Annotated in this window: 21 protein-coding genes and 1 tRNA gene; 11 read left to right on the top strand and 11 right to left on the bottom strand. The window is 71.6% G+C overall.

Annotation, left to right across the window (positions count from 1 at the left end; all coding sequences use genetic code 11):
* Window positions 1-71: 71 nt before the first annotated feature.
* Window positions 72-145: transfer RNA gene (locus tag VB059_RS09930), tRNA-Arg, on the bottom strand.
* Window positions 146-222: 77 nt separating this feature from the next.
* Here VB059_RS09930 and VB059_RS09925 point away from each other — a divergent pair.
* From VB059_RS09925 to ettA, 5 genes are all read left to right on the top strand, one after another.
* Window positions 223-1,719: a PrsW family intramembrane metalloprotease gene (locus VB059_RS09925; RefSeq protein ID WP_323421865.1), complete on the top strand. Its 1,497-nt coding sequence runs from the start codon at window positions 223-225 to the stop codon at window positions 1,717-1,719.
* Between the two features lie 8 nt (window positions 1,720-1,727).
* Window positions 1,728-3,731, top strand: a complete 2,004-nt coding sequence (locus VB059_RS09920) for a dynamin family protein (RefSeq protein WP_323421864.1) — start codon at window positions 1,728-1,730, stop codon at window positions 3,729-3,731.
* Window positions 3,731-5,380 (top strand): GTPase, encoded by a 1,650-nt coding sequence (locus tag VB059_RS09915; RefSeq protein ID WP_323421863.1) that lies wholly within the window; start codon window positions 3,731-3,733, stop codon window positions 5,378-5,380. The genes VB059_RS09920 and VB059_RS09915 overlap by 1 nt, the downstream gene beginning before the upstream one ends.
* Before the next feature lie 151 nt (window positions 5,381-5,531).
* Window positions 5,532-6,122: a single-stranded DNA-binding protein gene (locus VB059_RS09910; protein ID WP_323421862.1), complete on the top strand. Its 591-nt coding sequence runs from the start codon at window positions 5,532-5,534 to the stop codon at window positions 6,120-6,122.
* Between the two features lie 157 nt (window positions 6,123-6,279).
* On the top strand, window positions 6,280-7,962 hold the full coding sequence (gene ettA, locus VB059_RS09905) for an energy-dependent translational throttle protein EttA (RefSeq protein ID WP_323421861.1): 1,683 nt from the start codon (window positions 6,280-6,282) through the stop codon (window positions 7,960-7,962).
* A 195-nt stretch (window positions 7,963-8,157) separates the two neighbouring features.
* Here ettA and VB059_RS09900 read toward each other — a convergent pair whose 3' ends face one another.
* The 5 genes from VB059_RS09900 to VB059_RS09880 form a co-directional block, all read right to left on the bottom strand.
* Entirely contained in the window at window positions 8,158-8,958 is an 801-nt protein-coding gene (locus VB059_RS09900; RefSeq protein ID WP_323421860.1) for an IclR family transcriptional regulator, read from the bottom strand.
* A gap of 537 nt (window positions 8,959-9,495) precedes the next feature.
* Entirely contained in the window at window positions 9,496-10,548 is a 1,053-nt protein-coding gene (gene dmpG / locus VB059_RS09895) for a 4-hydroxy-2-oxovalerate aldolase (protein WP_323421859.1), read from the bottom strand.
* Complete coding sequence (locus tag VB059_RS09890) at window positions 10,545-11,486, bottom strand: acetaldehyde dehydrogenase (acetylating) (RefSeq protein WP_323421858.1); 942 nt, start codon at window positions 11,484-11,486, stop codon at window positions 10,545-10,547. The genes dmpG and VB059_RS09890 overlap by 4 nt, the downstream gene beginning before the upstream one ends.
* A gap of 479 nt (window positions 11,487-11,965) precedes the next feature.
* Window positions 11,966-14,890: an FAD-binding and (Fe-S)-binding domain-containing protein gene (locus VB059_RS09885; RefSeq protein WP_323421857.1), complete on the bottom strand. Its 2,925-nt coding sequence runs from the start codon at window positions 14,888-14,890 to the stop codon at window positions 11,966-11,968.
* Between the two features lie 72 nt (window positions 14,891-14,962).
* A complete protein-coding gene (locus VB059_RS09880) occupies window positions 14,963-15,460 on the bottom strand; it encodes a MarR family winged helix-turn-helix transcriptional regulator (protein ID WP_323421856.1) in 498 nt (165 codons plus the stop codon).
* A gap of 346 nt (window positions 15,461-15,806) precedes the next feature.
* Here VB059_RS09880 and VB059_RS09875 point away from each other — a divergent pair, with 346 nt between their 5' ends.
* The 4 genes from VB059_RS09875 (at window position 15,807) to VB059_RS09860 (ending at window position 20,318) form a co-directional block, all read left to right on the top strand.
* Window positions 15,807-16,346, top strand: a complete 540-nt coding sequence (locus VB059_RS09875; RefSeq protein ID WP_323421855.1) for a YceI family protein — start codon at window positions 15,807-15,809, stop codon at window positions 16,344-16,346.
* A 347-nt stretch (window positions 16,347-16,693) separates the two neighbouring features.
* Window positions 16,694-18,565, top strand: a complete 1,872-nt coding sequence (locus tag VB059_RS09870) for a long-chain fatty acid--CoA ligase (protein ID WP_323421854.1) — start codon at window positions 16,694-16,696, stop codon at window positions 18,563-18,565.
* Window position 18,566: 1 nt separating this feature from the next.
* Window positions 18,567-19,430, top strand: a complete 864-nt coding sequence (locus VB059_RS09865) for a thioesterase family protein (RefSeq protein WP_323421853.1) — start codon at window positions 18,567-18,569, stop codon at window positions 19,428-19,430.
* Between the two features lie 12 nt (window positions 19,431-19,442).
* Window positions 19,443-20,318 carry a thioesterase family protein gene (locus tag VB059_RS09860; RefSeq protein ID WP_323421852.1) on the top strand — a complete coding sequence of 292 codons (876 nt, stop codon included), beginning with the start codon at window positions 19,443-19,445 and terminating at the stop codon, window positions 20,316-20,318.
* 102 nt (window positions 20,319-20,420) lie between these two features.
* On the opposite strand, the gene VB059_RS09855 is transcribed toward VB059_RS09860, so the two are convergent.
* The 5 genes from VB059_RS09855 to pyrR form a co-directional block, all read right to left on the bottom strand.
* A complete protein-coding gene (locus tag VB059_RS09855) occupies window positions 20,421-22,247 on the bottom strand; it encodes a glycoside hydrolase family 13 protein (RefSeq protein ID WP_323421851.1) in 1,827 nt (608 codons plus the stop codon).
* Between the two features lie 260 nt (window positions 22,248-22,507).
* Window positions 22,508-22,957 (bottom strand): globin, encoded by a 450-nt coding sequence (locus tag VB059_RS09850; protein WP_323421850.1) that lies wholly within the window; start codon window positions 22,955-22,957, stop codon window positions 22,508-22,510.
* 72 nt (window positions 22,958-23,029) lie between these two features.
* Complete coding sequence (locus VB059_RS09845; protein ID WP_323421849.1) at window positions 23,030-24,328, bottom strand: dihydroorotase; 1,299 nt, start codon at window positions 24,326-24,328, stop codon at window positions 23,030-23,032.
* Window positions 24,325-25,320 carry an aspartate carbamoyltransferase catalytic subunit gene (locus VB059_RS09840; RefSeq protein WP_323421848.1) on the bottom strand — a complete coding sequence of 332 codons (996 nt, stop codon included), beginning with the start codon at window positions 25,318-25,320 and terminating at the stop codon, window positions 24,325-24,327. The genes VB059_RS09845 and VB059_RS09840 overlap by 4 nt, the downstream gene beginning before the upstream one ends.
* Entirely contained in the window at window positions 25,320-25,886 is a 567-nt protein-coding gene (gene pyrR, locus VB059_RS09835) for a bifunctional pyr operon transcriptional regulator/uracil phosphoribosyltransferase PyrR (protein WP_323421847.1), read from the bottom strand. The genes VB059_RS09840 and pyrR overlap by 1 nt, the downstream gene beginning before the upstream one ends.
* A gap of 114 nt (window positions 25,887-26,000) precedes the next feature.
* Between pyrR and VB059_RS09830 the strand changes: the two genes are divergently transcribed.
* Both VB059_RS09830 and VB059_RS09825 read left to right on the top strand, forming a co-directional pair.
* On the top strand, window positions 26,001-26,309 hold the full coding sequence (locus tag VB059_RS09830) for a hypothetical protein (protein WP_323421846.1): 309 nt from the start codon (window positions 26,001-26,003) through the stop codon (window positions 26,307-26,309).
* Window positions 26,296-26,700, top strand: a complete 405-nt coding sequence (locus VB059_RS09825; RefSeq protein WP_323421845.1) for a DUF5130 family protein — start codon at window positions 26,296-26,298, stop codon at window positions 26,698-26,700. Before VB059_RS09830 ends, VB059_RS09825 begins: the two co-directional genes overlap by 14 nt.
* The last annotated feature ends 4 nt before the right edge of the window (window positions 26,701-26,704 follow it).

The raw sequence follows: 26,704 nt of genomic DNA, 5'->3' as shown, positions 1-26,704 counted from the left end.
CCGCCCTGGGGTCGCCGACCCGCCGGGGGCGCCCCGGCTGGGGATGGGCCCCCTTGGTGGCGCCGCTTCGGCGCCCCCAGTGCGACTCGAACGCACGACCGGCAGATTAGAAGGCTGCTGCTCTGTCCAGCTGAGCTATGGGGGCAGTGCGCTCGATTGTACGACCTCGGGCGCAGGCCGCTGTCCGGCGCCGGCGTTCCGTGGCTGGGTAGCCTTGGCGACATGTCAGTCACGACCCGCCGCCCGGCCGCCGACCCCGTACGGCTCCCGGTGGGCGACGGTCTGCCCGCCGTCGGCGGCCCGCGGCGAGAGGTGGATCGTGACGCGCGCCGCGAGGTCCGCCGGGACCGGCGGCGCAACGGCCTGCCGGCGCCGGTCGAGCGGAGCGTGCCGCTGCCGCGCCGGTTGCTGGGCGACTGGCGCCTGTGGATGTCGCTGGTGACGGTGCTCCTCTTCATCGCCGCGTTCGTCGTCAACTGGAACCTCTTCGTGCCCGAGCACGCCACCGCGAGCGGCACCATCCAGGGGCTGGGCACCGCGGTGATCCCCAAGGCCGCCCGGCTGGCCGCGTTCAGCGCCGTCCCGCTCGCGCTGCTGCTGATCCTGTCCGACCGGCTGCGGCCGCAGGGGCTGTGGCTGTGGACGATCGCGCTGGTCTGGGGTGGTCTGGTCTCGACCGCGATCGCGGCCCCGATCAACACCTGGGCCGCCGCGCACCTGTCGGTCGTCGGCAACGGTGATCCGGCCACCAGCCTGCGGGGCGCGGTCTTCATCGCCCCCTTCGTGGAGGAGGCGGCCAAGGCGACCGTGGTGTTCTGGATCGCGATCCTGCTGCGCAACCGGGTGACGTCGTGGGTGTCCGTCGTTGCTCTGGCCGGCCTGTCCGGCACCGGCTTCGCATTCGTGGAGAACATCGTCTACTACGGCCGGATCTACCGCTACGTGACCGTCACCTCCGGCACCGGCGTCAGCGCCGAACAGGCGATGAACCAACTGGCCCTGATGCGCGGCGGCATGACGTTCTTCGCCCACCCGTTGTTCACCATGATGACCGGCATCGGGCTGGCGACCGCACTGGTCGCCCGCAGCCGACGGGTGCGGGTGCTGGCACCGCTCACCGGCTACCTGGTCGCGGTGCTGCTCCACATGGTCTTCAACTTCACGGCGTCGGCCGACTCCCCGGTCGGGCTGATGCTGTGGTTCGTGGCCCTGTCGCTGGTCGGCACGGTCATCGGCATGCTGCTCAACCAGCTGCGCCGGGAACGCGCCGTGGTCCGGGCCCGGCTGGAGGAATACGTACGGTTCGGGTGGCTGGCGGCCGACGACCCCCGCGCCCTGGGGACCGTACGGGTGCGCCGCCGGGCCCGGTGGTACGCGCTGTGGCGCGGCCCGGCGGCCTGGCGAGCGACGTGGCGCCTCCAGCGGGACGCGCTCGAGCTCGCCTACCTGCGCGACGCCGTCGGACGCGGCCTGGTCGACCGTGCCGGCACCGACCGTGAGGCCGAGCTGCTGGGCGAGATGCGCGTCGCCCGCCCGGCCGCCGTCCTGATCGGGGAGGGGGCCATCGACTACCCCTGGCGCCGGTGGCACCGGGCCCTGCGCACGCGCACCGCCGGCCGGTCCGGACCGGTACGACAGCCGATCGACCCCGGGCCGCTAGGATCATCAGGCATCGAGTACTCGCCGGTGGATCCGCGTTGGGGCCCACCTGAGCAGTAGGAGGATCCATGACGGGACGGTTGGCCGAGTCGCTCGAGGAGCTCCGAGCAGCAGTGGCCGACGTCCACCTCCCGCTGCCGATCCCCGGGGCGGACCGGGCCCGGGCCGAGGCCACCGCCATCGCCGCCCAGCTCGATGACTACGTCCTGCCGCGGCTCGCCCGACTGGACGCACCCTTGCTCGTCGTCGTCGGCGGGTCCACCGGGGCCGGCAAATCGACCCTGGTCAACTCCCTCGTCGGGCGCCCCGTCACCAGCTCCGGCGTCATCCGGCCGACCACCCGTCACCCCGTGCTGGTGCACAACACCGAGGACGCCGGCTGGTTCACCGGCCAGCGCATCCTGCCCGGTCTGGCTCGCACCACCGGCGAGGCGGGCGGCGGCAAGGCGCTGCGACTGGTCGCCGAGCCCACCCTGCCGCGCGGTCTGGCGATCCTCGACGCCCCCGACATCGACTCGGTGGTCGACGAGAACCGTACGCTCGCCGGGCAGCTGCTCGCGGCGGCCGACATGTGGCTGTTCGTCACCTCGGCGGCCCGGTACGCCGATGCCGTCCCGTGGGATTTCCTCAACGGCGCCGCACAGCGCCACGTCGTCGTCGGGGTGGTGCTGGATCGGGTGCCACCGGCCGCGATGCGCGACATCCCCGGCCACCTGGGCCAGATGATGGCCCACCGCGGGCTGGGCTCCGCACCGCTGTTCGCCGTCCCCGAGACCTCCGTCGACGCCCAGGGGATCCTGCCGAACGCCGCCGTCTCGCCGATCCGCGGCTGGCTGGCCGGCCTGGTGGCGAACGAACAGACCCGCCAGCAGGTCGTCCGGGCGACGCTGTCCGGGGCCATCGACGACACCGTACGACGCGCCCCCGCCATCGCCACGGCGGTCGACGAGCAGGTCGGGGCGGTCACCCAGCTGCGTGACGACGCGAACCGGGCGTACGACCAGGCCGTGAAGGCGGTGAAGCTGCGCACGGCCGACGGCACCCTGTTGCGCGGTGAGGTGCTGGCCCGCTGGCACGAGTTCGTCGGCACCGGCGAGTTCATGCGGGCAGTCGAGAACCGGATCAGCCTGCTGCGCGATCGCCTGATGGCGGTGTTCCGGGGGCAGCGGGTCGAGGCGGACCACGTCAAGGTCGCCGTCGAGTCGGGCCTGGAGGCGCTGATCATCGAGGAGGGCCGCGCCGCCGCCGAGCGCGCCGAGGCCGCCTGGCGGGGCGACCCCGCCGGGCGCCACGTCCTCGAGTCGGCGACCGTCGATCTGGCCACCCCGGCGCACGACTTCGACGACCAGGTGGCCCGGATGATCCGGGAATGGCAGGGCGCGGTGTTCGGCATGGTCAGCGAGGAGAGCGGCCCGCGCCGCCTCACCGCCCGCTACCTCGCGCTCGGCGTGAACGGTGTCGCCGCCACCCTGATGGTGCTGATCTTCTCCCAGACCGGTGGGCTCACCGGCGCCGAGGTGGGCATCGCCGGCGGTTCGGTCGCGCTGGCGCAGAGCCTGCTGGAGGCGGTGTTCGGTGACGAGAACGTCCGCCGGATGGCGAAGAAGGCCAAGGACGACCTCGACGAACGGGTGGAGGTCCTGATGTCCTCGGCACTGCTGCGCTACCACCAGACCCTGGTCGCACTGCAGGTGCGGCCACAGCAGTCCGACGAGATCCGGGCCGCCGTCCGGGCGGTCGAGGCGGAGGCCGCCGGTGGCCTGCTCCCCGGGATGCCCGTCACGGCCGGGGGAGAGCTGCCCGCCGCGGCCGGGGGAGAGCTGCCCGCCGTGCCCGCCGGGGGCCCGTCCACCGGGACTGCCGACGAACCGGCCGCCATGGCCGGGGGCACTCCCACGGTGGATCCTCCCGCGGGGGCCAGCGACACCGCGCGCATTCCCACCGGGGACACACCGGCTCTGACCGCGGGCGACGATCCCGTGCGGCCGGCCGATCCCGCAGGGTTGCTGCGACCCGAAGCCGACTGGTGGCGCGACCACACCGAGGCCGCACACCTCGACCAGGAGAAGTGATGGCCAGACCGTCGAGACCCGGACTCGCCGACCGCCTGCGGTCCCTGGACGCGGCAGCCGGAGCCGCTACCGGGCGGGTCGACCCGGAACTGGTCGCGGAGGCCTTGGGCGTCGTCCGCCGGGCCGGGCAGCGGCTCCGGTTCTCCGGCGCCGCGACGGTGGTGGCCCTGGCCGGGGCGACCGGCTCGGGCAAGTCCACGCTGTTCAATGCCCTGGCCGGCAGCGAGGTGTCCACGCCCGGGGTCCGACGCCCCACCACCGCCCACCCGACCGCCGCCACCTGGGGTGACGAACCGACCGGGGAACTCCTCGACTGGCTGCAGGTGCAGCGTCGCCACCATGTCGGGGCACCCGGCGAGCGGACCGAGCTCGACGGCCTGGTCCTGCTCGACCTGCCCGACCACGACTCGGTCGAGATCACCCACCGGATGGAGGTCGACCGCCTGGTCCGGCTGGTCGACATGCTCGTGTGGGTCGTCGACCCACAGAAGTACGCCGACGCCGCCCTGCACGACAACTACCTGGTCCCGCTGCGGGAATACGCTCCGGTGATGATGGTGGTCCTCAACCAGGTCGATCGGCTCCCACCGGAGGACCGCCACCGCACCGTCGACGACCTGCGTGGCCTGCTCGACCGCGAAGCCCTGCAGGACGTGCCGGTCCACCCGGTCTCGGCGGTCACGGGCGAAGGTCTCGCGCAGCTGCGCACCGTTCTCGCCGGCCGGGTCCGGGACAAGCAGGCGGTCGCCGACCGGGTCGGTGTGGACGTCCGCAGCGTTGTCGAACGGCTCCGCCGGGCCTCGGGGACCACGGCCGCGGTACAGGTCAGCGACCGGACCGTGGCAGCGCTCGACGATGCCTGTGCCCGCGCCGCCGGGGTTCCGGCGGTGACCGAGGCGGTCGGGCAGGCCTGGCGTCGCCGCGGGCGGGGCGCCACCGGCTGGCCGCTGATCTCCTGGGTCGCGACGTTGCGCCCCGATCCGCTGCGGCGCCTCCACCTCGACCTGGCCCCCCGCCGGCGCAGCCGCCGGGAGCTCGAGGCCGGGATCGACGCGGCCCACGCGCCGACGGCCGTGGCCCGTACGTCGGTCGCCGCCATGCAGGGTGTCCCTGCTGCGCAGGTCGACACCGCTCTGCGCGTCCTGGCCGACGAGGCCTCTGCCGGGCTCTCCCACGGCTGGGCCCAGGCGGTACGGGCCGCGGCCCGCTCCCGTACCGGTGACCTGGCCGACGCGCTGGACCGGGCGGTGGCCTCGACGAACCTCCAGATGCACCGGAACCGGCGGTGGTGGACGGTGATCCGCGTCGTGCAGTGGGTGCTGATCGCGGTCGTCCTCGTCGGGCTGGCCTGGCTGGGGGCCGACGTCGCCCTCCTCTACCTGCGGATGCCCCCGCTGCCCGACCTCGCCTGGCGCGGCATCCCCGCCCCGACCGCCCTGGTGGCCGGCGGGGTCGTGCTCGGGCTCGTCGTCGGCGGGCTGAGCCGGATCGGGGTCGAGATCGGTGCCCGCCGCAAGGTCTCCACAGCGCGCCGGGCCCTGCTGGGCAAGATCGACACGGTCACCCGCGAACTGGTCGTCCACCCGGTCAATGAGGAGCTGGACCGCTACGAGAAGGTACGCACCGCGCTGGCGAACGCCGCCGGCTGAGCCCTCCGTTCACAGGCTCCGTCCACAGGGCCCCGGCGCTCCGGGGCCGGTGTCCACAGCGCGTCCGGTGGAGGGCCGCCGTACCGGGCGGGTGTCCCACCCTGCGGGGGAGACCACTGCCGACCTGGGCAGACACGACCGGAGGAAGACCATGGACGCCATCATCACGCTCACCGGCAACCTGGGCGCCGACCCGCGGATCCGCGCGGTGGGCCCAGAGCAGCACCTGTTCACCGAGTTCTCCATCGCCAACACGCCACGGATCCAGCGTGACGGCGTCTGGCAGGACGGCGTCACCACCTGGTACCGGATCACCTGCTGGCGGCGCCTCGCCGAGAACGCCTTCAGCTCCCTGCGCCGTGGGGACGCGGTCATCGTCCACGGCAGGATCCGCACCCACGAGTGGGCCGACAAGGAAGGTGTCGTGCAGACCCGCGAGGAGGTCGAGGCGCTGTCCATCGGCCCCGACCTCAACCGCGGCACCGTCCTCGTCCTGCGCCGCAGCCGGGCGGGGACACCGGCCCAGGCAGCGGCCCCGACCACCGGCGCCGACGAGCTCGCGACGGAGCCGCAGGCCGACGACGAGCCGTTCGCCACCCCCGCCGGGACGGCTGTCGAGGAGGTCGCGGGTCCGCTCCTCGGCGGGGCCGCGGTGGACCACCACTCGCTCTCCGACGATGACCGCCCGCTGGAGGATGCCGCGAACGACGACGGCCGAGCGTACGGGCAGGCCGTCGCCTGACCCGGCAGGGACAGGGTGTGCCACCGGCTCGGCGGGCACGGCGTGAGGATTGGGGTGACCTCGTCGTCGCTGGCATACTGGCGACGGCGTGCCCTCGCGCCGTGCCCGCCCTCCCGGATCCTGTCCGGGTCCGTACGTGAGAAAGCTGGAGTGATTCGTGGCTGAGTTCATCTGCACGATGCACAACGTCCGCAAGAAGCTGGGTGACAAGGTCGTCCTCGACAACGTCACGATGTCGTTCTTCCCCGATGCCAAGATCGGTGTGGTCGGCCCCAACGGTGCCGGCAAGTCGACGATGCTGAAGCTGATGGCCGGGCTCCTCCAGCCCGACAACGGCGACGTGACGATCTCCAAGGGCGCCTCGGTCGGCATCCTGCTGCAGGAGCCGCCGCTCACCGAGGGCAAGACGGTGCTGGAGAACATCCAGGAGGGCGTCGCCGAGATCAAGGGCAAGCTCGACCGGTTCAACGAGATCGGCATGGAGATGGCGGACCCCGACGCCGACTTCGATGCCCTGATGGCCGAGATGGGCGATCTGCAGACCGACCTGGACGCCGCCAATGCGTGGGACCTCGACTCCCAGCTCGAGCAGGCCATGGACGCCCTGCGCTGTCCGCCGGGCGACGCGATCGTCGACGTCCTGTCCGGTGGTGAGCGCCGGCGCGTCGCGATGTGCAAGCTGCTGCTCGAGCAGCCCGACCTGCTGCTCCTCGACGAGCCCACCAACCACCTGGACGCCGAGTCGGTCGCCTGGCTCGAGGCCCACCTCAAGTCCTACCCCGGCGCCGTGCTGGCCGTCACCCACGACCGGTACTTCCTCGACAACGTCGCCAGCTGGATCTGCGAGGTCGACCGCGGCCAGCTGCACCCGTACGAGGGCAACTACTCCACCTACCTCGACACCAAGCGCAAGCGACTCCAGATCGAGGGTCAGAAGGACGCGAAGCGCGCCAGGATCCTGGAGAAGGAACTGGAGTGGGTGCGGTCCAGCCCGAAGGCTCGCCAGGCGAAGAACAAGGCCCGTCTGGCCCGGTATGAGGAACTGGCCGCCGAGGCCGAACGCAACCGCAAGCTCGACACCTCCGAGATCAACATCCCGCCGGGCCCGCGCCTGGGCAACGACGTGCTCAAGGCCACCGACGTGCACAAGGCGTTCGAGGACCGTGAGCTGTTCGACGGGCTCAGCTTCGAGCTGCCGCGGGCCGGCATCGTCGGCGTCATCGGCCCCAACGGCGTCGGCAAGTCGACCCTGTTCAAGATGATCGTCGGCCAGGAGACCCCCGACACCGGCGAGCTCGATCTCGGCAAGACCGTGTCCATCTCGTACGTGGACCAGAGCCGGGCCGGCATCGACCCCGACAAGAACGTCTGGGAAGTGGTCTCCGACGGGCTCGACTTCATCAAGGTCGCGAACTTCGAGATGCCCTCCCGCGCCTACGTCGCCTCCTTCGGGTTCAAGGGCCCGGATCAGCAGAAGAAGTCGGCGATGCTCTCCGGTGGTGAGCGCAACCGCCTCAACCTGGCTCTCACCCTGAAGATGGGTGGCAACCTGCTGCTGCTCGACGAGCCGACCAACGACCTCGACGTCGAGACCCTGCAGTCGCTCGAGGACGCGTTGCTGGAGTTCCCCGGATGCGCCGTGGTGATCTCCCACGACCGCTGGTTCCTCGACCGCGTCGTCACGCACATCCTGGCCTGGGAGGGCACCGAGGAGGACCCGGCCCAGTGGTTCTGGTACGAGGGCAACTTCGAGGACTACGAGAAGAACAAGATCGAACGCCTCGGGGTCGAGGCCGCCCGGCCGCACCGCACCGCCCACCGTCGCCTCACCCGCGACTGAACGCCACGGCCCTGCGGTCCCGGTCCGACCGGGGGCCCGGGTGGTCGCCGAGACACCGCCGGGGGCTCCGTACCGGATCCGGTACGGAGCCCCCGTGGTGCGTGTGCGTGCTGTTCTCTGAGCCGACGGTGCCGGCGAGCGTGCCGGGGGCCGACGTCGTGGTGGGCGTCCACCGGCCGACGTCGTGGCCGGTGGTCAGGCGGACTTCATCGTCGCGGCACGCTGGCGACGGGCCCGCAGCTGCGCGGCGTAGACCTTGGAGGCCTCGAAGGAGATCTGGCGCAGCGGGGTGGCCCAGCGGCGCGGGTCGAACTTGCCGACCGGGCCGGAGATGCTCAGCGCGGCGACCGGGGTGTGGGTCGGCGACATCACCGGGGCGGCGACGCAGTTGAGTCCGCGACGCACCTCCTCGAAGTCGAAGGCGATGCCCTGCTCCTTGACCCGGGCCAGCTGACGGCGCAGCTTGTCAGGATCGGTGATGGTGTGCGGGGTGATCGCCGGCAGCTCACCGCTGCTGACCTGGTCGATCAGCACCGGGTCGTACGCCAGCATCGCCTTGCCGATGCCGGTGCAGTACGCCGGCACCCGGCCACCGATCCGGGAGGGCGAAGGCACCCGGTGGAACCCGTGCAGCTTGTTCAGATAGACCACGTCAGTGCCCTGCAGCACGCCGAGGTGTACGGTCTGGCGGGACTGCTCGTAGAGGATGGAGAGGAAGGGGGTGAGCACGTCCCGCAGCATGTCGATCTCCGGCGCCGACTCGGGCGTCGGCAGGTCATGGATCATCGGTCCCAGCCGGTAGTTGCTGCCGGCCCGTTCGACCGCGCCGTTGCGTTCCAGGATCCCGAGCAGACGGAATGCGGTCGACTTGCTGAGCTCGGTGCGACGTGCCAGCTCGCTCACGCCCACGCCCGTCGTCACCTCGTCCCCGAAGGCCCGAAGCAGCGCCAATGCTTTGTCGACGGCAGTCCGGCTGTCGCGCTGGCCCGTTGTCATCCATTCACCTCCGGTGGTGCACCGTTGAGGGTGCATTCAACAGGAAACAGTGCCGCAGGGTGGCACCGTGGTCACACTGTACCTGTCAATATCGCGGTCCGGTGACGTCGGCCGCCCTGAGGCGGCCCCTACGTCCCCCGAAGGCGCTGAAAGGCGCGCAGATCCGCGGAACGACAAGGAACGAGACGTGCGTCACATTCCGTCCAGCGGCTGGACAAGGAGACTACGGTATTTGTCGTACTACGAGATGCGGTGGACTGGGGTGGCCCTCGGGTACCGGAAGGCGGGACGGGAACTTGCCGAACGCCTCCGTCGATGATGGTCAGACCGATGGAAGGGGGAAGGCCCGATTGTCAAGTCCGTCGGGTCGATCGGCTGCAGGGCGCCCGCCGGTGTCGGTGCGCACGGATACTCGGGGGCACACAGCGTCCGGCGGACGCAGAAGCGCCGAGCAGAACGCAGAAGTGCTGGGCAGAACGCAGAAACGCCCGGGGCAGGACCCCGGGCGCTCGCGCTGAGTGGTGGTGAGGTGACCGATCAGGCCGCGCTGCCGCCGGCGGCCAGCGAGACCGCCACGTCGATCAGCATGTCCTCCTGGCCACCGACGTATCCACGACGGCCGGCCTCCTCCAGGATGTCCTGGACCGGCACACCGTAGCGATCGGCGGCGCGCTCGGCGTGGAAGAGGAAGGAGTTGTAGACGCCGACCTTGCCCTGGATGATCGAGGCGCGGTCCATCATCGGCTGGCGGGGGATGATCGGGGCGGCGACGTCCTCGGCCGCGGCCAGGATCTTGATGGTGTCGACGTTGTTCTTGATGCCCAGACGCTCGAACGCCGCGACCAGCACCTCGGTCGGGGAGTTGCCGGCGCCGGCGCCCAGGCCGCGCAGCGACCCGTCGATCCAGGTGGCACCCTCGGCCACGGCGTACACCGAGTTGGCGACGCCGAAGCTCATGTTCTGATGGCCGTGGAAGCCGACCTCGGCGTCGTCACCGAGCTCCTCCTTCAGGGCCCGGACGCGGTCACCGACCTGGTCGAGGATCATCGCGCCGGCGGAGTCGACGACGTACACGCACTGGCACCCGGCGTCGGCCATGATGCGGGCCTGCTTGGCCAGCTGGTCGGGCTCGATCATGTGCGACAGCATCAGGAAGCCGGCGGTCTCCAGGCCCATCGCCCGGGCCTCCTGGAAGTGCTGGATCGAGACGTCGGCCTCGGTGCAGTGGGTGGCGATGCGGATCACGTCGATGCCGCGCTCCTTCGCCTCACGCAGCTCGTGCAGGGTGCCCAGCCCCGGCAGCATCAGCGCGGCGATCTTGGCGTGCTTCGCCTCGCCCTTGGCGGCCTCGATCAGGTCCATCTCGTTGACCCGGGAGAAGCCGTAGTTGAACGAGGAGCCGGCCAGACCGTCGCCGTGGGTCACCTCGATGATGTCCACGCCGGCTGTGTCGAGGGCGCGGGTGATGTCCTTGACCTGGTCGAGGGTGAACTGGTGGCGGACCGCGTGCGACCCGTCGCGCAGCGTGGTGTCGATGATGCGCGTGGCGTACGTCTTGTTCGGATCCAGCGTGTGCTTGGCGGCGCTCATGCGCGCACCCCTTCCTGGGACGCGCCGGCCTCGATGCGCTCGGCGAGCAGGTCGCCCGTGCGGGTGGCGGCGGAGGTGATGATGTCGAGGTTGCCGGCGTACTCCGGCAGGTAGTCGGCGGCACCGCGGACCTGGATCAGGCAGGTCACGCGACCCCAGCCGTTCCACTCCGGACGGGCGTGGTCGAACTGCGGCTCGGCGACGAGCTTGTAGCCCGGGACGTAGGACTGGACGGTCTCGACCATGCGGGCGATGGAGTCACGGACCGCGTCCTGGGTGGCGCCGGCCTCGGCGGCCTCCGCGGGGAGCGAGCAGTACACGGTGTTGCGCATCATCATCGGCGGCTCGACCGGGTTGAGGATGATGATCGCCTTGCCCTTCTTGGCGCCGCCGACGGCCTCGAGAGCGGCCGAGGTGGTCTCGGTGAACTCGTCGATGTTGGCGCGGGTGCCGGGGCCGGCGGACTTCGAGGCGATCGAGGCGACGATCTCGGCGTAGTCGACCGGGACGACCCGGGACACGGCCGCGACCATCGGGGTGGTCGCCTGGCCACCGCAGGTGATCATGTTGACGTTCATCACGTCGGTCAGCGACTCGAGGTTGACCGGCGGGCAGAGGAACGGGCCGACGGCGGCGGGGGTGAGGTCGATCGCGTGGATGCCGGCCTCCTTGTAGGCCGGGGCCCAGGCCGCGTGGGCCTTGGCGCTGGTCGCCTCGAAGACGAAGTCGGGCTTGTCGTCCTGGGCGAGCAGCCACTTGGCGCCCTCGGCGGAGGTCTTCAGGCCGACGCGCTTGGCGCGCTTCAGGCCGTCCGACTCGGGATCGATACCGATCATGTACGTCGGCTGGATGTGCTCGCTCTTGCGGAGCAGCTTGAACATCAGGTCGGTACCGATGTTGCCGGAACCCACAATCGCTGCGGTGTACTTCTTCGACACGAGATGGTCCTTCGGGTCAGGGGACAGGCGCCCTCGTCCGTCCTCCTGACGCCAGCCTCGGGGAGGCGTACGCGGAGGCGTCCGTACGTCGACGTACGCTCCCGCGTGGCGTCGGAGGTTGGCCTCGGGTGCTGCCCGTGTGGCCGGTGACGCGTGCGGTTCCTCCACGGTAGGCGGTGGCCGACGGGGGTGCGCAGGCCTCGTGCCGAAGCGTGAACCGGGTCACATTGGTCCGTCCGATCCCCGCAACCACGGGGGTCCCAGGGTCTGACCAAACTCTCGGCCGTCACTAGGGGAATGTCCGGGTGCAGGATCGCTTGGTCAGACCGCGCGCACCGCCGGTCGGCCTTTCATGGCTGCCGTGCCGTCCTGGCGGCGCGGTCCCGGAAGTCCGCGCCCGGGCTGACCACCCGGAAGGCCGCGCCCGGGCTGACCGCCCGGGGTCACCGCCCGGGCTGCCCCCGCCGGCGGGGTGGCCCTCAGCGCCGGGAGGAGCCGGCCAGCAGCTCGGCCAGGGTGAGGGCCGTACGGTCGGCCAGGTCGGCCACCTGGGTCCGGCAGGAGAAGCCGTCGGCGAGAATCACCGCGTCCGGACCGGCCGTCTCGATCGCCGGCAGCAGATCGTGCTCGGCCACCTTGACCGACACCTCGTAGTGGCCGGTGACCGAGCCGAAGTTGCCGGCCAGGCCGCAGCAGCCGCCGAGCGTACGGACCTCCGCCCCGGTCCGGCGTAACAGCTCGGTGTCGGCCGCGTAGCCGATCACCGACGCCTGGTGGCAGTGTGGCTGGGCGACGATCGTCGTCCCGGTCAGATCGGGCACCTGGTAGTCCGGGGTCCGGGCCAGCAGCTCGGCCAGGGTGAGCACCCCGGCCATGTCCGGTGTGCGCGGATCATCAGGGAGCAGATCCCGGACGTCGCTGCGCCACACCGAGGTGCAGGACGGCTCGATGCCGATCACCGGCGTGCCGGCGGCCAGGATCGGGTGGATCGCGTCCATCGCCTGGCGCATCCGCCGCCGCGCGCCGTCGAGCTGGCCGGTGGAGATCCAGGACAGGCCGCAGCAGGCCTCCCGGCCGAGCAGCCGCGGCGCGTAGCCGGCCTCGAGCAGCACCTTGATCACCGACGGCAGGGCACCGCCGGCGAACACGTCGGTGAACGAGTCGGTCCAGATCACCACCTCGCCGTGGCGGGCCCTGCGTGGGTGCTGCACCTGCTCCAGGTGCAGCAGGTCGCGTCCGGCGCGGGTCGCCCGGCCGGGGGCGAAGGTCGGGATGTTGCGGCGTCGGTCGGCCCCTGCCGTCCACTTCGCGATCGCGGCGATCGGCGCGAGACCGAGGGCGGCGTTCGCGATCCGGTGCAGCCCGGGGATGCCGGTGACCAGCCGGCCCCACATCGGCAGCAGGCCGATCAGGTAGTGGTCCCGCGGGCGCAGCCGGCCGGCGTAGTAGTGGTCCAGGAACTCGGCCTTGTAGGCGGCCATGTCGATGCCGGTCGGGCAGTCGCGCCGGCAGCCCTTGCAGGACAGGCACAGGTCGAGGGCCTCGAGCACCTCCACCGACCGCCAGCCGTCGGTGAACAGGTCGCCGTTGACCATCTCCTGCAGGGCCCGGGAGCGACCGCGGGTGGAGTCCTGCTCGTTGCGGGTGGCCTGGTAGGACGGGCACATCACCCCACCGGTCGCGGTGGTGTCGGCGATGCACTTGCCGACACCGGTGCACCGGTGTGCCTCGTCGGAGAAGTGCCGGTGCTCGCGGCGGAAGGCGGACGGGCCGGCCGCGACGGCGCGGATGTCGGCCTCGACCGGGACCGGGTCGACCAGCACCCCGGGGTTGAGCAGGTTCTCCGGGTCGAAGATCCGCTTCACCTGGGCGAACAGCGCGATCGCCGCGGGGGAGTACATCTTCGGCAGCAGGGCGGAGCGGGCCCGCCCATCGCCGTGCTCACCCGACATCGAGCCGCCGTAACGGGCGACCAGGTCGGCCGCGTCCTCGATGAACGCCCGGTAGCCCGACGCCCCGCCCGGCTCGGTCAGCGGCCAGTCGATCCGGCAGTGCACGCAGCCGTCGCCGAAGTGCCCGTACGGCAGGCCACGCAGGCCGTGGCGGGCCAGCAGGTCGTCGAGGTCGCGCAGATACGCGCCCAGCCGGGCCGGCGGGACGGCGGAGTCCTCCCAGCCGGCGTACGCGGGCTTGTCGAACGCGACCCCGGCCAGGCCGGCGCCGTCGGCCCGGATCTTCCACAGCCGGGCGGCGAGCGCCGGCTCCTCGACGATCCCGCCGCGGGCGGCCGGGTTCGCCGCGAGGGCCGCGTCGACCAGCGCCTGGGAGCGCCGGCGGACCTCGGCGGGGTCCTCCCCGACGATCTCGAGGAACACCCAGCCGTCACCACCGGGCAGCTCCGGCACGGCGGCCGGGCCCTGCCGCTCCGCCACCACGTCGACGATCCGCCGGTCCAGGCCCTCGATGGCGACCGGATGGTGTTCCAGCAGCAGCGGGGTGGCGTCGGCGGCCTCGGGCATCGTCGGGTAGCCGAGTGCGACGGTCATCTTGTGCGGGGCGTCGCTGACCAGCCGGACCCGGGCCCGGGTGACCATGCCGAGCGTCCCCTCGGTGCCGGCGAAGAAGGCCGCCACGTCGAACCCGTTCTCCGGCAGCAGATGTTCCAGGGAGTACCCCGACACCTGCCGGGAGAAATGGCCGAACTCGGTACGGATCGTCGCCAGGTTCGCGTCCACCAGCTTCTTCAGTGCGGTCAGGGCGGGGGAGTCGGCCACCTTCGTGGTGGCGGGGTCCTCGGCAGGGCCCAGCACCAGCTTCTCGCCGGTGCCGGTGACCACCTCGAGGCCGACGACGTTGTCGGCCGTACGCCCGTAGCCGAGCGCGCGGGGGCCGCAGGCGTTGTTGCCGATCATCCCGCCGATCGTGCAGCGGGTGCTGGTGGAGGGGTCGGGGCCGAAGCGCAGGCCGTGCGGCGCGGCGGCCTGTTGCAGCCACGCCTGGACCACGCCGGGCTCGACCACCGCGGTGCGGGTGGCCGGATCGACCTCGAGGATACGGGTCAGGTGCTTGAGCGTGTCGACGACGATGCCCTCGCCGACGGCGTTGCCGGCGCACGACGTGCCCGCCCCGCGGGCCGTCACGGTGACGCCGGCCGCCCGGGCGCTGGCGAGCACCTGTTCGAGCTCGGCCGTGCTGCGGGGACGTACGACACCGGTCGGCACCAGGCGGTAGATCGACCCGTCGGAGGAGTAGAGCCCCCGGGTCAGGGTGCTGGTGTCGTAGCGGTCGGCGATCCGGGCCCGCTCCAGACCGGCGGCGAAACGGCCCGCCGGGGAGTCGTCCGCGGCCATCGCCGTGGGGCGTTCGGTGGTGCGGGAACGGGACAGCACGGACGGCAGACGCATGGGGCCATCTTGCCGCACGGAGCCATCGGTCGATCTGGTGCCCCGATGGCCGGTCAGCCCTGCGGCGTGGGGTCAGATCTGCTTGACGCGTCCCGGCGCGATGTCCGGCACGGCCAGGACGGCGGCGAAGACCCGGCCCAGCGCCTCGAAGTCCTCCGGGGTGGTCGCGTCGACCAGGGCGCGGCGGACCGATTCCACGTGGCACGGCGCGGCCTCGACCAGCAGGTCGTACCCGGTGGAGGTGAGTCGGGCCCACACGCCGCGGCGGTCGTTCGGGCAGGCCAGCCGCTCGATCAGCTCGGCCTTCTCCATCCGACTGACGGTGTGGGTCAGGCGGGAGCGGGACTGGTGCACCGCCTCGGCGAGCTCGGACATCCGCATCCGGCGCTCCTCGGCCTCCGAGAGTGAGACCAGGATCTCGTACTCGGCCAGGGACAGGTCGAAGGGTCGCAGGGCCCGGTCGAGGTACTCGTCGAGCTGGTGGACGCCCCGCAGGTAGGTGCGCCAGATCTGCTGCTGGTGTTCGTCCAACCACCGCGGCGGACAGGCGGTCTTCAGTGCTGCGGGCATGGAGCCATGGTACTCGACACGTTGACTCTTCAATAGTTGCCACCACCTGTCCGGCCCCCCGATCGGGTGTGGGAATCGTCACGTGGGTGCGGCTGGGAGCGGCTCGAACCGACCGAAGCATGTTCGGGCACGATGGCTGATGTGACGAGCGCCACAATGGAATGATGTTGATCATTCAATAATCGACGCGTACTGTTGCCGATGTTGACGGTCCGCAGGCGGCGGATCCCCCTGACGCCTGCGGGCCGGCAACGGCGGGGCCGGGCCTGTGCCACGGCCTCCGCACCCTGCTTCTCCAACGGCCTGCCTCCGTCAGGCGGCCCACTCATCGCGTAAGGAATCGCTCATGACTGCACTCGTTCCCGGCACCTGGACCATCGATCCCGCCCACTCCGAGGTGGCGTTCACCATCCGCCACATGATGAGCAAGGTGCGCGGCAACTTCGGTGAGGTCAGCGGGACGATCGTCACCGGCTCGTCCGACCCGAAGGACGCCACCGTCAAGGCCGAGGTCGCCGTCGCCTCGATCAACACCAACCAGGCCCAGCGTGACGAGCACATCCGCACCTCGGAGATCCTCGGCGCCGACGAGCACCCGACCTTCAGCTTCACCTCGACCTCCGTGGCGGGCGACGGCGAGGACTACACGATCAACGGCGACCTGACCATCAAGGGCGTCACCAAGCCGGTCTCGTTCGACGCCACCTTCAACGGTGCCGTCGACCCCGACCCCTTCGGCCTGTTCCGGATGGGTGCCGAGGGCACCGCCGTGATCAACAAGAAGGACTTCGGCATCGAGTTCAACGTCCCGCTGCAGGGCGACGCGGTCATGCTCGGCGACAAGGTCACCATCACCGTGAGCCTGGAGGCGACCCTCAACCGCTGACGGCTGACCCGGCCGGTCCGGGACCGGGGATCAGGACTCGGCTCCGTGTGAATGCCCGAACGGGCCGCAGGTCTCTGCGCACGAGCCGGTCTCTGCACGGGCCGCGGGTCTCTGTGTACGGGTCGCGGATCTCTCCAAGACGACCGTGGTCGGTCTTGTCGCACCCCCACAATCGGGGTGCGACCGGGTGACGGACCGGGCTGCTCCGGCCCGGGCGCACGATCGGACGTTATACGCTGCCACTGCCTGTCCGGTCAGTGTCGCCCGGGCCGGTCCCCGTGTGCCGGTCCGCCCGGCGCTCCCCGCGGTCCGGTCCCGGCCCGTTGCGTCCACCGTCAAGGAGAGAGATGTCCGACCTCGCTGACTCCGTGCTCGAGCAGCTGACCCCACCGTCCGCGGCCTTCCGTGCCCGTCGCGAGGACTCGGTGGGCGGGATGTTCCTGTCGGCGGTCGAGGAGTTCGGGGCCCGCCCGGCGTACCTCTACCGTGGCGCCGACGACGCCTGGACCACGATGAGCTGGAACGAGACGCACGACCGCGTCTTCGAGCTGGCCGCTGGCCTGCTCGCCCTCGGACTGAAGCTCGAGGACCGGGTCGCGATCGCGTCCGGCACGCGGATCGAGTGGATCCTGATCGACCTTGCCATCATGTGCGCGGGCGGCGCCACCACCACCGTCTACCCCAACACCCACGACCAGGACGTGGCGCACATCCTCGGGGACTCCGGGTCGCGGATCATCTTCGCCGAGAATGCCGAACAGGTCGACAAGATCCGGCTGCACCGGGACACCCTCGACGCGGTGGTGAAGGTCGTCGTCCTCGATCCGGAGGACGTGGCGGACCTCGACACCGGCGGCAAGGTCATCTCCTGGCAGGCCTTCCGGGCACTCGGCGCCGCGTGGCTCGCCGACCACCCGGGCTGCGTGGACGCCGCCATCGCCGCGACCGGCGCCGACACCCTGTCGACGCTGATCTACACCTCCGGCACCACCGGCCGGCCGAAGGGCGTACGCCTCTCCCACCGGTCCTGGACGCACGAGGGTTACCGGGTCGGCCAGGACATGGGAGTCCTCGAGCCCGACGAGATCCACTTCCTGTGGCTGCCGCTGTCCCACGTGTTCGGCAAGTGCCTGATCGCCATCCAGCTGGCCAGCGGCCTGGTCCATGCGGTGGAGGGGGACATCTCCCGGATCGTCGAGGGCCTCGGCCAGGTGCGCCCGACGCTGATGGCCGGCGCCCCGCGGATCTTCGAGAAGGTCCGCAACGCGGTGATCCTGAAGAACCGCGGTTTCATCTCGCGCATCCCCCGCTGGGCGTTCTCCGTCGGGCAGCGGTCCCTGCCGTACCTCACCACCCGCCGGCCCTTGCCCCGCTCGTTGGCGATCCGCTACGCGATCGCCGACCGGCTCGTCTTCTCCAAGCTGCACGCCACGATGGGTGGGCGGGTGCGCTGGTTCGTGTCCGGCTCGGCCAAGCTCAACCCGCAGGTGCAGGACTGGTTCTGGGCCGCCGGCATCCCGCTGGTCGAGGGCTACGGGATGACCGAGACCGCGGCCATCACGTTCCTCGACATCCCGGCCGACCCCGACCTCGGCACCGTCGGCGCGCCGATCCCGGGCAACGAGGTGCGGATCGCCGACGACGGCGAGATCCTCGTCAAGAGCCCCGCGCTGGCCATCGGCTACCACAACCTGCCCGAGGAGACCGCCGCCGCGTACACCGCCGACGGCTGGTTCGCCACCGGCGACATCGGTGAGCTCGACGAGCGCGGCCGGCTGCGGATCACCGACCGCAAGAAGGATCTGATCAAGACCTCCGGCGGCAAGTACGTCGCCCCGCAGAAGGTCGAGGGCGCGATCGTCAACAACAACCCGTACGTCTCCCAGGTGTTCGTCCAGGGCGAGGGGCGCAAGTACATCTCGGCGCTGATCACCCTCGACGAGGAGGCCATCCTGAAGTGGGCCGGGCGGCACAACCTGGACGGGCTGTCGTACGCCGAGCTCACCCAGAACCCCGACGTGCGCGGCATGATCGACCACTACATGGCCAAGGCGAACGCCCGCCTGGAGCGGTGGGAGACGGTGAAGCGCTACGAGATCCTCGACCGTGAGCTGTCCGTCGCCGGTGGGGAGGTGACGCCGAGCCTGAAGGTCCGGCGCTCCGCGGTGGCGCGGGCCTTCGCCGACAAGCTCGACAAGCTGTACGACCCCGAGGACTGACGTGACGCCGTACGTCTATCGGGCGCGGGTGCGGTGGGCGGACCAGGACCCGCAGGGCCACGTGAACAACGTCGCCTACCTGGACTACATGCAGGAGGCGCGCGTCGACTGGATCCTCGGCGGACCGCAGGCGCACATGCTCGGCGACGGCGTGCTCGTCGTCTCCCACCACATCGAGTACCTGGCCCAGTCGCTGTTCTGCCCCGACCCGATCATCATCAGGCTGTGGGTGACCGACCTGGGCGGTGCCCGGTTCGGGGTGGCCTACGACATCTACCAGGGCGAGACGCACGTCGCCCGGGCCAAGACGATGATGGCGACCTACGACGTCGACGGGCACCGGCTGCGCCGGCTGAGCGCCGAGGAACGGGCCTGGCTGCAGGGCTTCCTCGGGGCGCCGATGGACTTCCGGCCGCTGCCGCGGCCCGCCGTCGAGTGGGTGTCGGGCTTCGGCTACGAGCACCCGCTGCGGGTGCGCTGGTCCGAGCTCGACCCGTACGACCACGTCAACAACGTCAGTTACCTGACCTATCTGCAGGAGTCCACCATCGCGATGATGGCGGAGCCGCGCCGCGACCTGCCGTGGGGTCGCCCCGGTGACCCGCACACCTGGGTCGTCGCCGCCCAGGACATGACATACCGGGCGCCGATGCTGTACCAGATCGAGCCCTACCTCGCCGAGGTCGTCATCCTGCGTGTCGGCTCCACCTCGGTCACCTTCGAGATGCGGATCCACGACCCACATGTGGACGTGACGTACGCGGTCGGCCACCTCGTCCTGGTGCACGCCGACCCGCACGGCACACCTGTGCCGCTGCCGGACATCCTGCGTGAACGACTGCGTCCGCTGACCCTGACCGTCTGACCAGGAGCGGCGGTGACCCAGTACATCTACCAGGCCCGCGTCCGCTGGGCCGATCAGGATGCCCAGCGGCACGTCAACAACGTGGTCTACGTGGACTATCTCCAGGAGGCCCGGGTCGACTGGATCCTCGACGGGCCGCACCCGGAGCTGCTGAACCACGGCATCACCGTGGTGGCCCAGCAGGTCGAGTACGTCTCCCCGGCGTACTTCGGCGGCGACAGCATCATCATCCGGCTGTGGGTGTCCCGGGTCGGCGGGGCGCGGTTCACCGTGGCGTACGAGGTCAGCCAGGGCGACACCCTGGTGGCCCGGGCGACCACGGACTGCGCGCCCTACGACGTCACGGCCCACCGGGTCCGGCGGCTCACCGCGGCGGAACGGGCCTGGCTGGACGACTGGTCCGGGCCGCAGATCACCTTCCGCGACCTGCCGCAGGTCCCGTGGGACCGCGGCTCCGGGGTCGAGTACCCGGTGCGCGTCCGCTGGTCGGAGGTCGACGCCTGCGGACACATCAACAACGTCGCGATCCTCACCTTCCTGCAGGAGGCCAGGATCGCTGTCCTCGAGGAGGCACGCGGACGCGATGGCTGGGGACGGCCCGGTGCGGACATCAGCTGGCTCGTCGCGGCCCAGCAGATCGAGTACCGCACCGAGATGCCGTACCGGATCGAGCCGTACCTGGCCGAACTGGTGGTGCTGCACCTCGGCTCCTCGTCGATGAGCCTCGAGGTGCAGATCCGCGACCCGCGCCTCGATGTGCTGCACGCCGCCGGCCGCGTGGTGCTGGTCTGTGCCGACGGGCAGGGCCGGCCGCGGCGGATCTCCGACACCGTCCGGGCCGCGCTGCGCCCGATCACCATGACCGCCGGCGGACCGTACGGGGACTGAGCCTCCCGGCGCCCGGACGGCCCGGAGGGCTCAGGGTGAGCCGGCGCCGTCGGACCGAATCACCGGGGCAGGACCGCCCGGGGCAGGAGGGACCGGGCTGCCTCAGCGGGTGAACCACACCGCGTGGTCGGTGCCGAGCGCGTGGATAGTCCCGCCAGGGCCGGCCGGCTCGCTCCCGATGGGGTCTGCCACCGTGCTCCCGGTGGGGCCTGATGCCGCGCTTCCGGTGGGGCCTGCCACCGTGCTCCCGGTGGGGGACGGCTCCGACGTGAGCAGCACCGTCGCCCCGGCCGGCAGCGTCACCGGCTCGTCGCCGAAGTTGACCCAGCAGGAGAAGTCCGGTTCGCGGTCGAAGGCGAGCACCCCGTCCGGGACGTCATCGGCCCAGCGCAGCGTGCCGGCGCCCAGCGCCGGATGGTCATGCCGGATCGCCAGCGCGTGCCGGTAGAGGGTGAGGAACGACCCGGGATCGGCGGCCTGCGCGGCGACCGTACGGTCCGCCCAGTCGGGTTGCGGCAGCCACGGATCGGCGGTCGCGTCGGCCGGGCTGAACCCGTACGGCGGCCGGTCCCCGGACCACGGCAACGGCACCCGGCAGCCGTCGCGGCCCTTCTCGGTGTGCCCGGAGCGCTTCCAGATCGGGTCCTGCAGCACCTCGACCGGCAGGTCCACCTCCTCCAGGCCCAGCTCGTCGCCCTGGTAGACGTAGGCCCCGCCGGGCAGGGCCAGTTCGAGCAGGGCGGCGGCGCGGGCCCGGCGCCGCCCCAGTTCGAGGTCCGCACCGGCCGTCTGTCCCCTGGCCGCCCGCGGGCCCAGCCCTGTCCCGGCGCTGAACGGGGCGCCGGTGACGGCCCGGCCGTAGCGGGACGCCACCCGGGGCTGGTCGTGGTTGCCCAGCACCCAGGTGGCGGGGGCGCCCACGGCGTCGTAGCCGGCGAGAGTGGCCTCGATCATCGCCCGCTGCGAGGCGTACGACCACTCGGTGAGCAGGGCGTCGAAGTTGAAGGTCATGTGCAGCCGGCCCTCGGTGGTGTACGCCGCCAGCCGCCGGGTGGGGCCGAGGTAGGCCTCGGAGACGAGGACCCGTGGCCCCTGCGGGGTGTCGGCGTACTCATCGGCCACGGCCCGCCAGCGGCGGTGGATCGCCTCCAGCTCCGGGCGGTCGAAATACGGGTGGCCCGGGTACTTGCCCTCCCCGTAGCCGCCGTCGCCGGCGCCGGCGGGCAGATCGGGCAGCGTCATGTCCTTGGCGCAGGAGTCGGCCACGTCGATCCGGAAGCCGTCCACGCCGCGGTCGAACCAGAACCGCAGCACGCCGTCGAACAGGTCGGCCACCGCCGGGTGGGTCCAGTTCCAGTCCGGTTGTTCGGGGGTGAACAGGTGCAGGTACCACTGCTCGGGGACCCCGTCCGGCCCGACCACCCGCTCCCACGCCGGGCCGCCGAAGTGTGCCGGCCAGTTGTTCGGCGGCCGGTCACCGCCCGGGCCGGAGCCGTCGCGGAAGATGAAGAGCTCCCGCTCGGCCGAGCCCGGTCCGGCGGCGAGGGCGGCGCGGAACAGCGGGTGGTCGATCGAGCAGTGGTTGGGCACCAGGTCGATGATGATCCGCAGGCCCCAGTCGTGTGCCCGGGCGATCAGCTCGTCGGCCTCGGCCAGTGTCCCGTAGCGCGGGTCGATGTCGCAGTAGTCCGCCACGTCGTAGCCGCCGTCATACAGCGGCGACGGGTACCACGGCGAGATCCACAGGGCGTCCACGCCGAGGGTGACCAGGTGGTCGAGCCGGGCGAGGATGCCGGCCAGATCGCCCTGGCCGTCGCCGTCCCCGTCCGCGTACGAACGGGGGTAGACCTGGTAGACGACGGCGCCGCGCCACCAGTCCGGATCGGTGGCACCTCGACGGTCGGGGGTCTGCTCGCGGAGCTCGGTCACGCCCCGAGCCTAGCGGGGCCCGTGGCCAGCAGCGCCCCCGATCGTACGGGTCATCGATGGGATCGCCGTACGGGTGGGAGTGGCCAGCACCCCCCGATCGTACGGGTCATCGGTGGGCTCGCCGTACGGGTGGGAGTGGCCAGCAGCCCCCCGATCGTACGGGTCATCGGTGGGCTCGCCGTCCGGGGAGCCGTGTGGGCGGGAACCGCGCAAGGGCCAGTGTGCAGGTGGGAACCGTACGGGGGGCCACCGTCTCCGGGTCAGAGCAGGTTGCGTCCCGGCTGCGGGGTCATGTCCTCGCCCTCGAACGCGTTGATCATCGCGTCGGCGGCGCGGACCAGGTAGGTCCACAGCTCGTCGCGGGCCGCCTTGTCCATCTCGACCGACCCCACTGCGTCGTGCATGCACTCCAGCCAGTTGTCCCGCTGCGTGGGGGTCACCTTGAACGGTTCGTGTCGCATCCGCAGCCGCGGGTGCCCGCGCTGCTCGGAGTAGGTGCCGGGCCCGCCCCAGTACTGTTCGAGGAACATCCGCAGCCGGTCCTCGGCCGGGCCGAGGTCCTCCTCCGGATACATCGCGTGCAGGTCCGGGGTCTTCCGGACGTTCTCGTAGAACCGGTGCACGATCGCCCGGAAGGTCTCCGCCCCGCCCATCCGCTCGTACGGGGTGGGCTGGTCGGCGGTCTCGGGGCCGGTGGGGTTCTCACTCATGGCGGTCCTTTCAGGAGCAGGCGGGGAGGTGCCGGAGCCGGGGGCCGGTCAGCGGCGGTAGTACGGGGCCGGTCAGCGGCGATAGGTGACGTGGCCGAGGCAGACGGTCAGACGCACCGGGTCGGGCAGGTCCCGGCCCGCGTACGGATTGTTGCGCGACAGCGACATCGTGTCGGCCGGGTCGACCCGGTGGCGTGCCGCTGGATCGACCAGGCACAGGTTCGCCGGTTCACCGGGGGCGACCGGGCGGCCCTGGTCGGCCAGGGCGAGCAGCGCCGCGGGAGCGTACGACATCCGATCGGCGACACCGGCCCAGTCGAGCAGTCCGGGCCGGACCAGCGTCTCGATCACCACCGCGAGGGACTGCTCCAGGCCGACCATGCCCGGGCGCGCATCGACGAAGGCATGGTCCTTGTCCTGCGCAGCGTGCGGGGCGTGGTCGGTGCCGATCATGTCGACCGTGCCGTCGGCGACCGCGGTCCGCAGCGCCTCGATGTGCTCGGCGGTGCGCAGCGGTGGGTTGACCTTGAAGGTGGGGTCGTAGCCGGCCACCAGATCTGTGGTCAGCAACAGATGGTGCGGGGTGGCCTCGGCCGTCACCCGGACACCGCGGGCCTTGGCGGCGCGGATGATGTCCAGCGACTCCCTGGCCGACACGTGGCAGACGTGGTAGCGGGCCCCGGTGAGGGCGGCGAGCTCCACGTCGCGGGCGACGATCGTCGACTCGGCGGCCGCCGGCCAGCCGCCCAGCCCGAGCTTGCCGGAGAGCTCGCCCTCGTGGCAGCAGGCGTCCGGGCCGGCCAGCCGCGGGTCCTGGGCGTGCTGGGCGAGCACGCCGTCGAAGGCCCGGACGTACTCGAACGCCCGGCGCATCACCTGGGCGTCCGCGACGCACTGCCCATCGTCGGAGAAGCACCGGGTGCCGGTGGCCCGGTGGATCAGCCCCAGCTCGGCGAGCTGCTCACCGGCCAGCCCCTTGGTGATCGCGCCGCACGGGACGACGATGCAGGCGCCCTGATCGGCCGCGATCGCGGCGACCTCCCGGGCGATGTCGGCGGTGTCGGTGACCGGGGTGGTGTTCGCCATCGCCTGGACCGCGGTGAAACCGCCGCGGGCGGCCGCCGCGGTGCCGGTGCGGATCGTCTCGGCATCCTCGCGCCCGGGCTCACGCAGGTGGACGTGCGGGTCGACCAGGCCGGGCAGCGCGACCAGTCCGGCGCCGTCGAGCCGCTCGACGCCCGCGGGCACGGTCGTGGGGTCCCCGAAGACCGGGCCGTCCACGTACACATCACCCGTCGAGCCGTCGGGGAGGGTGACGCCGGTGACCAGCAGCCGGGTCGGGCTGCTGGTGCTGAGCGGGGTGACGGTCATGCCGTGGGTCCTTTCCTGTCGGCCTCCGCCGACGTGGTGGTCGGCCCCAGCGGGGCAGTGGAGCCCCCGCCGAGCAGGTGGTAGAGCACGCTCATCCGGACCGCGACACCGGCAGCGACCTGGTCCAGCACGCGGGAGGAGGCCGCGTCGGCCGCGTCGGGGGAGATCTCCAGGCCACGGTTCATCGGCCCGGGGTGGAAGATCGCCGCGTCGGGGCGCAGTGCCGCCAACCGGTCACGGGTCAGCCCGTAGCCGACGGTGTACTCGCGGGCGGTGGGGAAGTAGCCGCCGTGCATCCGTTCCTTCTGCACCCGCAGCATCATCGCCACGTCGGCCTCGGCCAGTGCGGCATCGAGATCGTCCGTCGCCTCGCAGGGCCAGCTGTCGACGCCGGAGGGCATCTGGGTGGGTGGGGCGACCAGCACCACCCGGGCGCCGAGCGTACGCAGCAACAGGACGTTGGACCGGGCCACCCGGGAGTGGGTGACATCGCCGACGATCACGACCGTACGACCGGTCCAGTCCGCCTGCGGATCGCCGGTGACCGCGCGGAAGTGCCGGCGCATGGTGAAGGCGTCCAGCAGCGACTGGGTGGGGTGCTCGTGGGTGCCGTCGCCCGCGTTGACGACCGAGGCCTGCGTCCACCGGGCCGCCTGGGCCGGGGCACCGGAGGCCATGTGGCGGATCACCAGCGCGTCCACGCCCATCGCGGACAGGGTCCGGACGGTGTCGCGCAGCGATTCGCCCTTGGACACCGAGGAGCCCTTGGCGGAAACGTTGATCACGTCGGCGGACAGCCACTTGCCGGCGATCTCGAACGAGGAGCGGGTGCGGGTGGAGTCCTCGAAGAACAGGTTGACCACGGTGCGGCCGCGCAGCACCGGCAGCTTCTTGACCTCGCGGGTCTGCACCTCGCTCATCTCCTCGGCGAGGTCGATGATCGAGAGGGCCTCCTCACGGCTGAGGTCCGCGGCGGACAGCAGGTGGTGCATCACGACTCCCTCTCGGGACGGGAGATGGTGACCCGGGAGACCCCGTCGGTCTCCTCCAGCTGGACACGGACCTTCTCCCGGGCGGCGGTGGGAAGCTCCTTGCCGACCACGTCGGCGCGGATCGGCAGTTCGCGGTGGCCGCGGTCGACCAGCACCGCGAGCCGTACGGCCCGGGGCCGGCCGATGTCCTTGAGCGCCTCGAGGGCGGCGGAGACGGTGCGCCCGGAGCAGAGCACGTCGTCGACGAGCACCACCACGGCGTCGTCGATCGGGCCGGGCATCCGGGTCGGGCCGACCGCCCGGGTGGGCTGGCGGCGCAGGTCGTCGCGGTAGAAGGTGACGTCGAGCTCGCCGACGGGCACCACGTGCTCCTCGATCTCCTCCATCGCCGCCGCGAGCCGCTGGCCGAGCGGGACACCGCGGGTGGGGATGCCCACCACCATCAGGCGTGGCGCGTCGTGGTCGTTCTCCAGCACCTGGTGCGCCATGCGGATGACGGCCCGGGAGATCTCGTCCGCGTCCATCACCACCCGGGGGGCGATCTCCGTACGTTCCTCCGCAGCCACCGGCTCCTCCGTCCCCACCCGACCCGGGTGTCATCGTCATCTGTGCCCCGCCCGGGGATGCCGATGTTGCTCGGCTCCTCCCGCGGAACTGCGGACTGCAGTACGTTAGATTACGTGAGTGAGCTGCTGAGTGTGATCGCGCCCCAGACGTCCGGTCTCTTCCCGCTGGACACTCTGCCGGGCTGGCCCACGGCCCCCGCTGTGCCCCTCGTGCACGAGCTGGTCTGGATCCTCTTCCTGCCGGTCGCCGTCTTCGTCGTCATCGCCGTGATCAACCTGGCGGCGATGATCGGCAAGGAGGACCGGTCGTTGCATCCGCCGACCGAGCCGATCATGGTCGGTGGCTCCGGGCGGGAGACCCCCGCGGTGACCAGCGGATCGGACGTCGAGGAAGGCACCGGCGGCAGCCATGCTCGTTGGTGATCGTCTCTCGCCCGGTGACGTGAACCGGGTCGCCTGGGCCGCCCGACAGGCCGAGGAGGCCTGTGGCCATCCCTTCATCGCCTACATCGCCGAGCCCGGCGCCGAGGGATCGGTCGAGGAGCGGGCGCACGCGCTGCACGCGACCCTCGCGGACCGCGACGAGGCGGTCCTGGTGTACGTCGACCCGCAGCACCACGAGGTCGTGGTGGTGACCGGGGCCCGGGCCGCCCGGACCCTGTCGGACGCCAGCTGCGCGCTCGCGACCGCCAGCATGGTGACGAGCTTCGCCGCCGGTGACCTGACCGGCGGGATCGTCGGCGGGATCGCCCAGCTCGGCCAGGCGGCGCGGACGCAGGCCAACATGCATCTGCGGCCGGCCATCGACCGCTGAGGGG

The organism is Raineyella sp. (assembly GCF_034933565.1).
GTDB lineage: Bacteria > Actinomycetota > Actinomycetes > Propionibacteriales > Propionibacteriaceae > Raineyella.
Note: the sequence above shows the minus strand (reverse complement) of the source record. Positions and strands in the feature narration are given on the sequence as shown.

What these genes read in the sequence shown, in the direction of transcription:
- VB059_RS09925 (WP_323421865.1), top strand. Translation starts at nt 223, where the DNA reads ATGTCAGTCACGACCCGCCGCCCGGCCGCCGACCCCGTACGGCTCCCG.
- VB059_RS09920 (WP_323421864.1), top strand. Translation starts at nt 1,728, where the DNA reads ATGACGGGACGGTTGGCCGAGTCGCTCGAGGAGCTCCGAGCAGCAGTG.
- VB059_RS09915 (WP_323421863.1), top strand. Translation starts at nt 3,731, where the DNA reads ATGGCCAGACCGTCGAGACCCGGACTCGCCGACCGCCTGCGGTCCCTG.
- VB059_RS09910 (WP_323421862.1), top strand. Translation starts at nt 5,532, where the DNA reads ATGGACGCCATCATCACGCTCACCGGCAACCTGGGCGCCGACCCGCGG.
- VB059_RS09900 (WP_323421860.1), bottom strand. Translation starts at nt 8,958, where the DNA reads ATGACAACGGGCCAGCGCGACAGCCGGACTGCCGTCGACAAAGCATTG.
- dmpG (WP_323421859.1), bottom strand. Translation starts at nt 10,548, where the DNA reads ATGAGCGCCGCCAAGCACACGCTGGATCCGAACAAGACGTACGCCACG.
- VB059_RS09885 (WP_323421857.1), bottom strand. Translation starts at nt 14,890, where the DNA reads ATGCGTCTGCCGTCCGTGCTGTCCCGTTCCCGCACCACCGAACGCCCC.
- VB059_RS09880 (WP_323421856.1), bottom strand. Translation starts at nt 15,460, where the DNA reads ATGCCCGCAGCACTGAAGACCGCCTGTCCGCCGCGGTGGTTGGACGAA.
- VB059_RS09875 (WP_323421855.1), top strand. Translation starts at nt 15,807, where the DNA reads ATGACTGCACTCGTTCCCGGCACCTGGACCATCGATCCCGCCCACTCC.
- VB059_RS09870 (WP_323421854.1), top strand. Translation starts at nt 16,694, where the DNA reads ATGTCCGACCTCGCTGACTCCGTGCTCGAGCAGCTGACCCCACCGTCC.
- VB059_RS09850 (WP_323421850.1), bottom strand. Translation starts at nt 22,957, where the DNA reads ATGAGTGAGAACCCCACCGGCCCCGAGACCGCCGACCAGCCCACCCCG.
- VB059_RS09845 (WP_323421849.1), bottom strand. Translation starts at nt 24,328, where the DNA reads ATGACCGTCACCCCGCTCAGCACCAGCAGCCCGACCCGGCTGCTGGTC.
- VB059_RS09840 (WP_323421848.1), bottom strand. Translation starts at nt 25,320, where the DNA reads ATGCACCACCTGCTGTCCGCCGCGGACCTCAGCCGTGAGGAGGCCCTC.
- VB059_RS09825 (WP_323421845.1), top strand. Translation starts at nt 26,296, where the DNA reads ATGCTCGTTGGTGATCGTCTCTCGCCCGGTGACGTGAACCGGGTCGCC.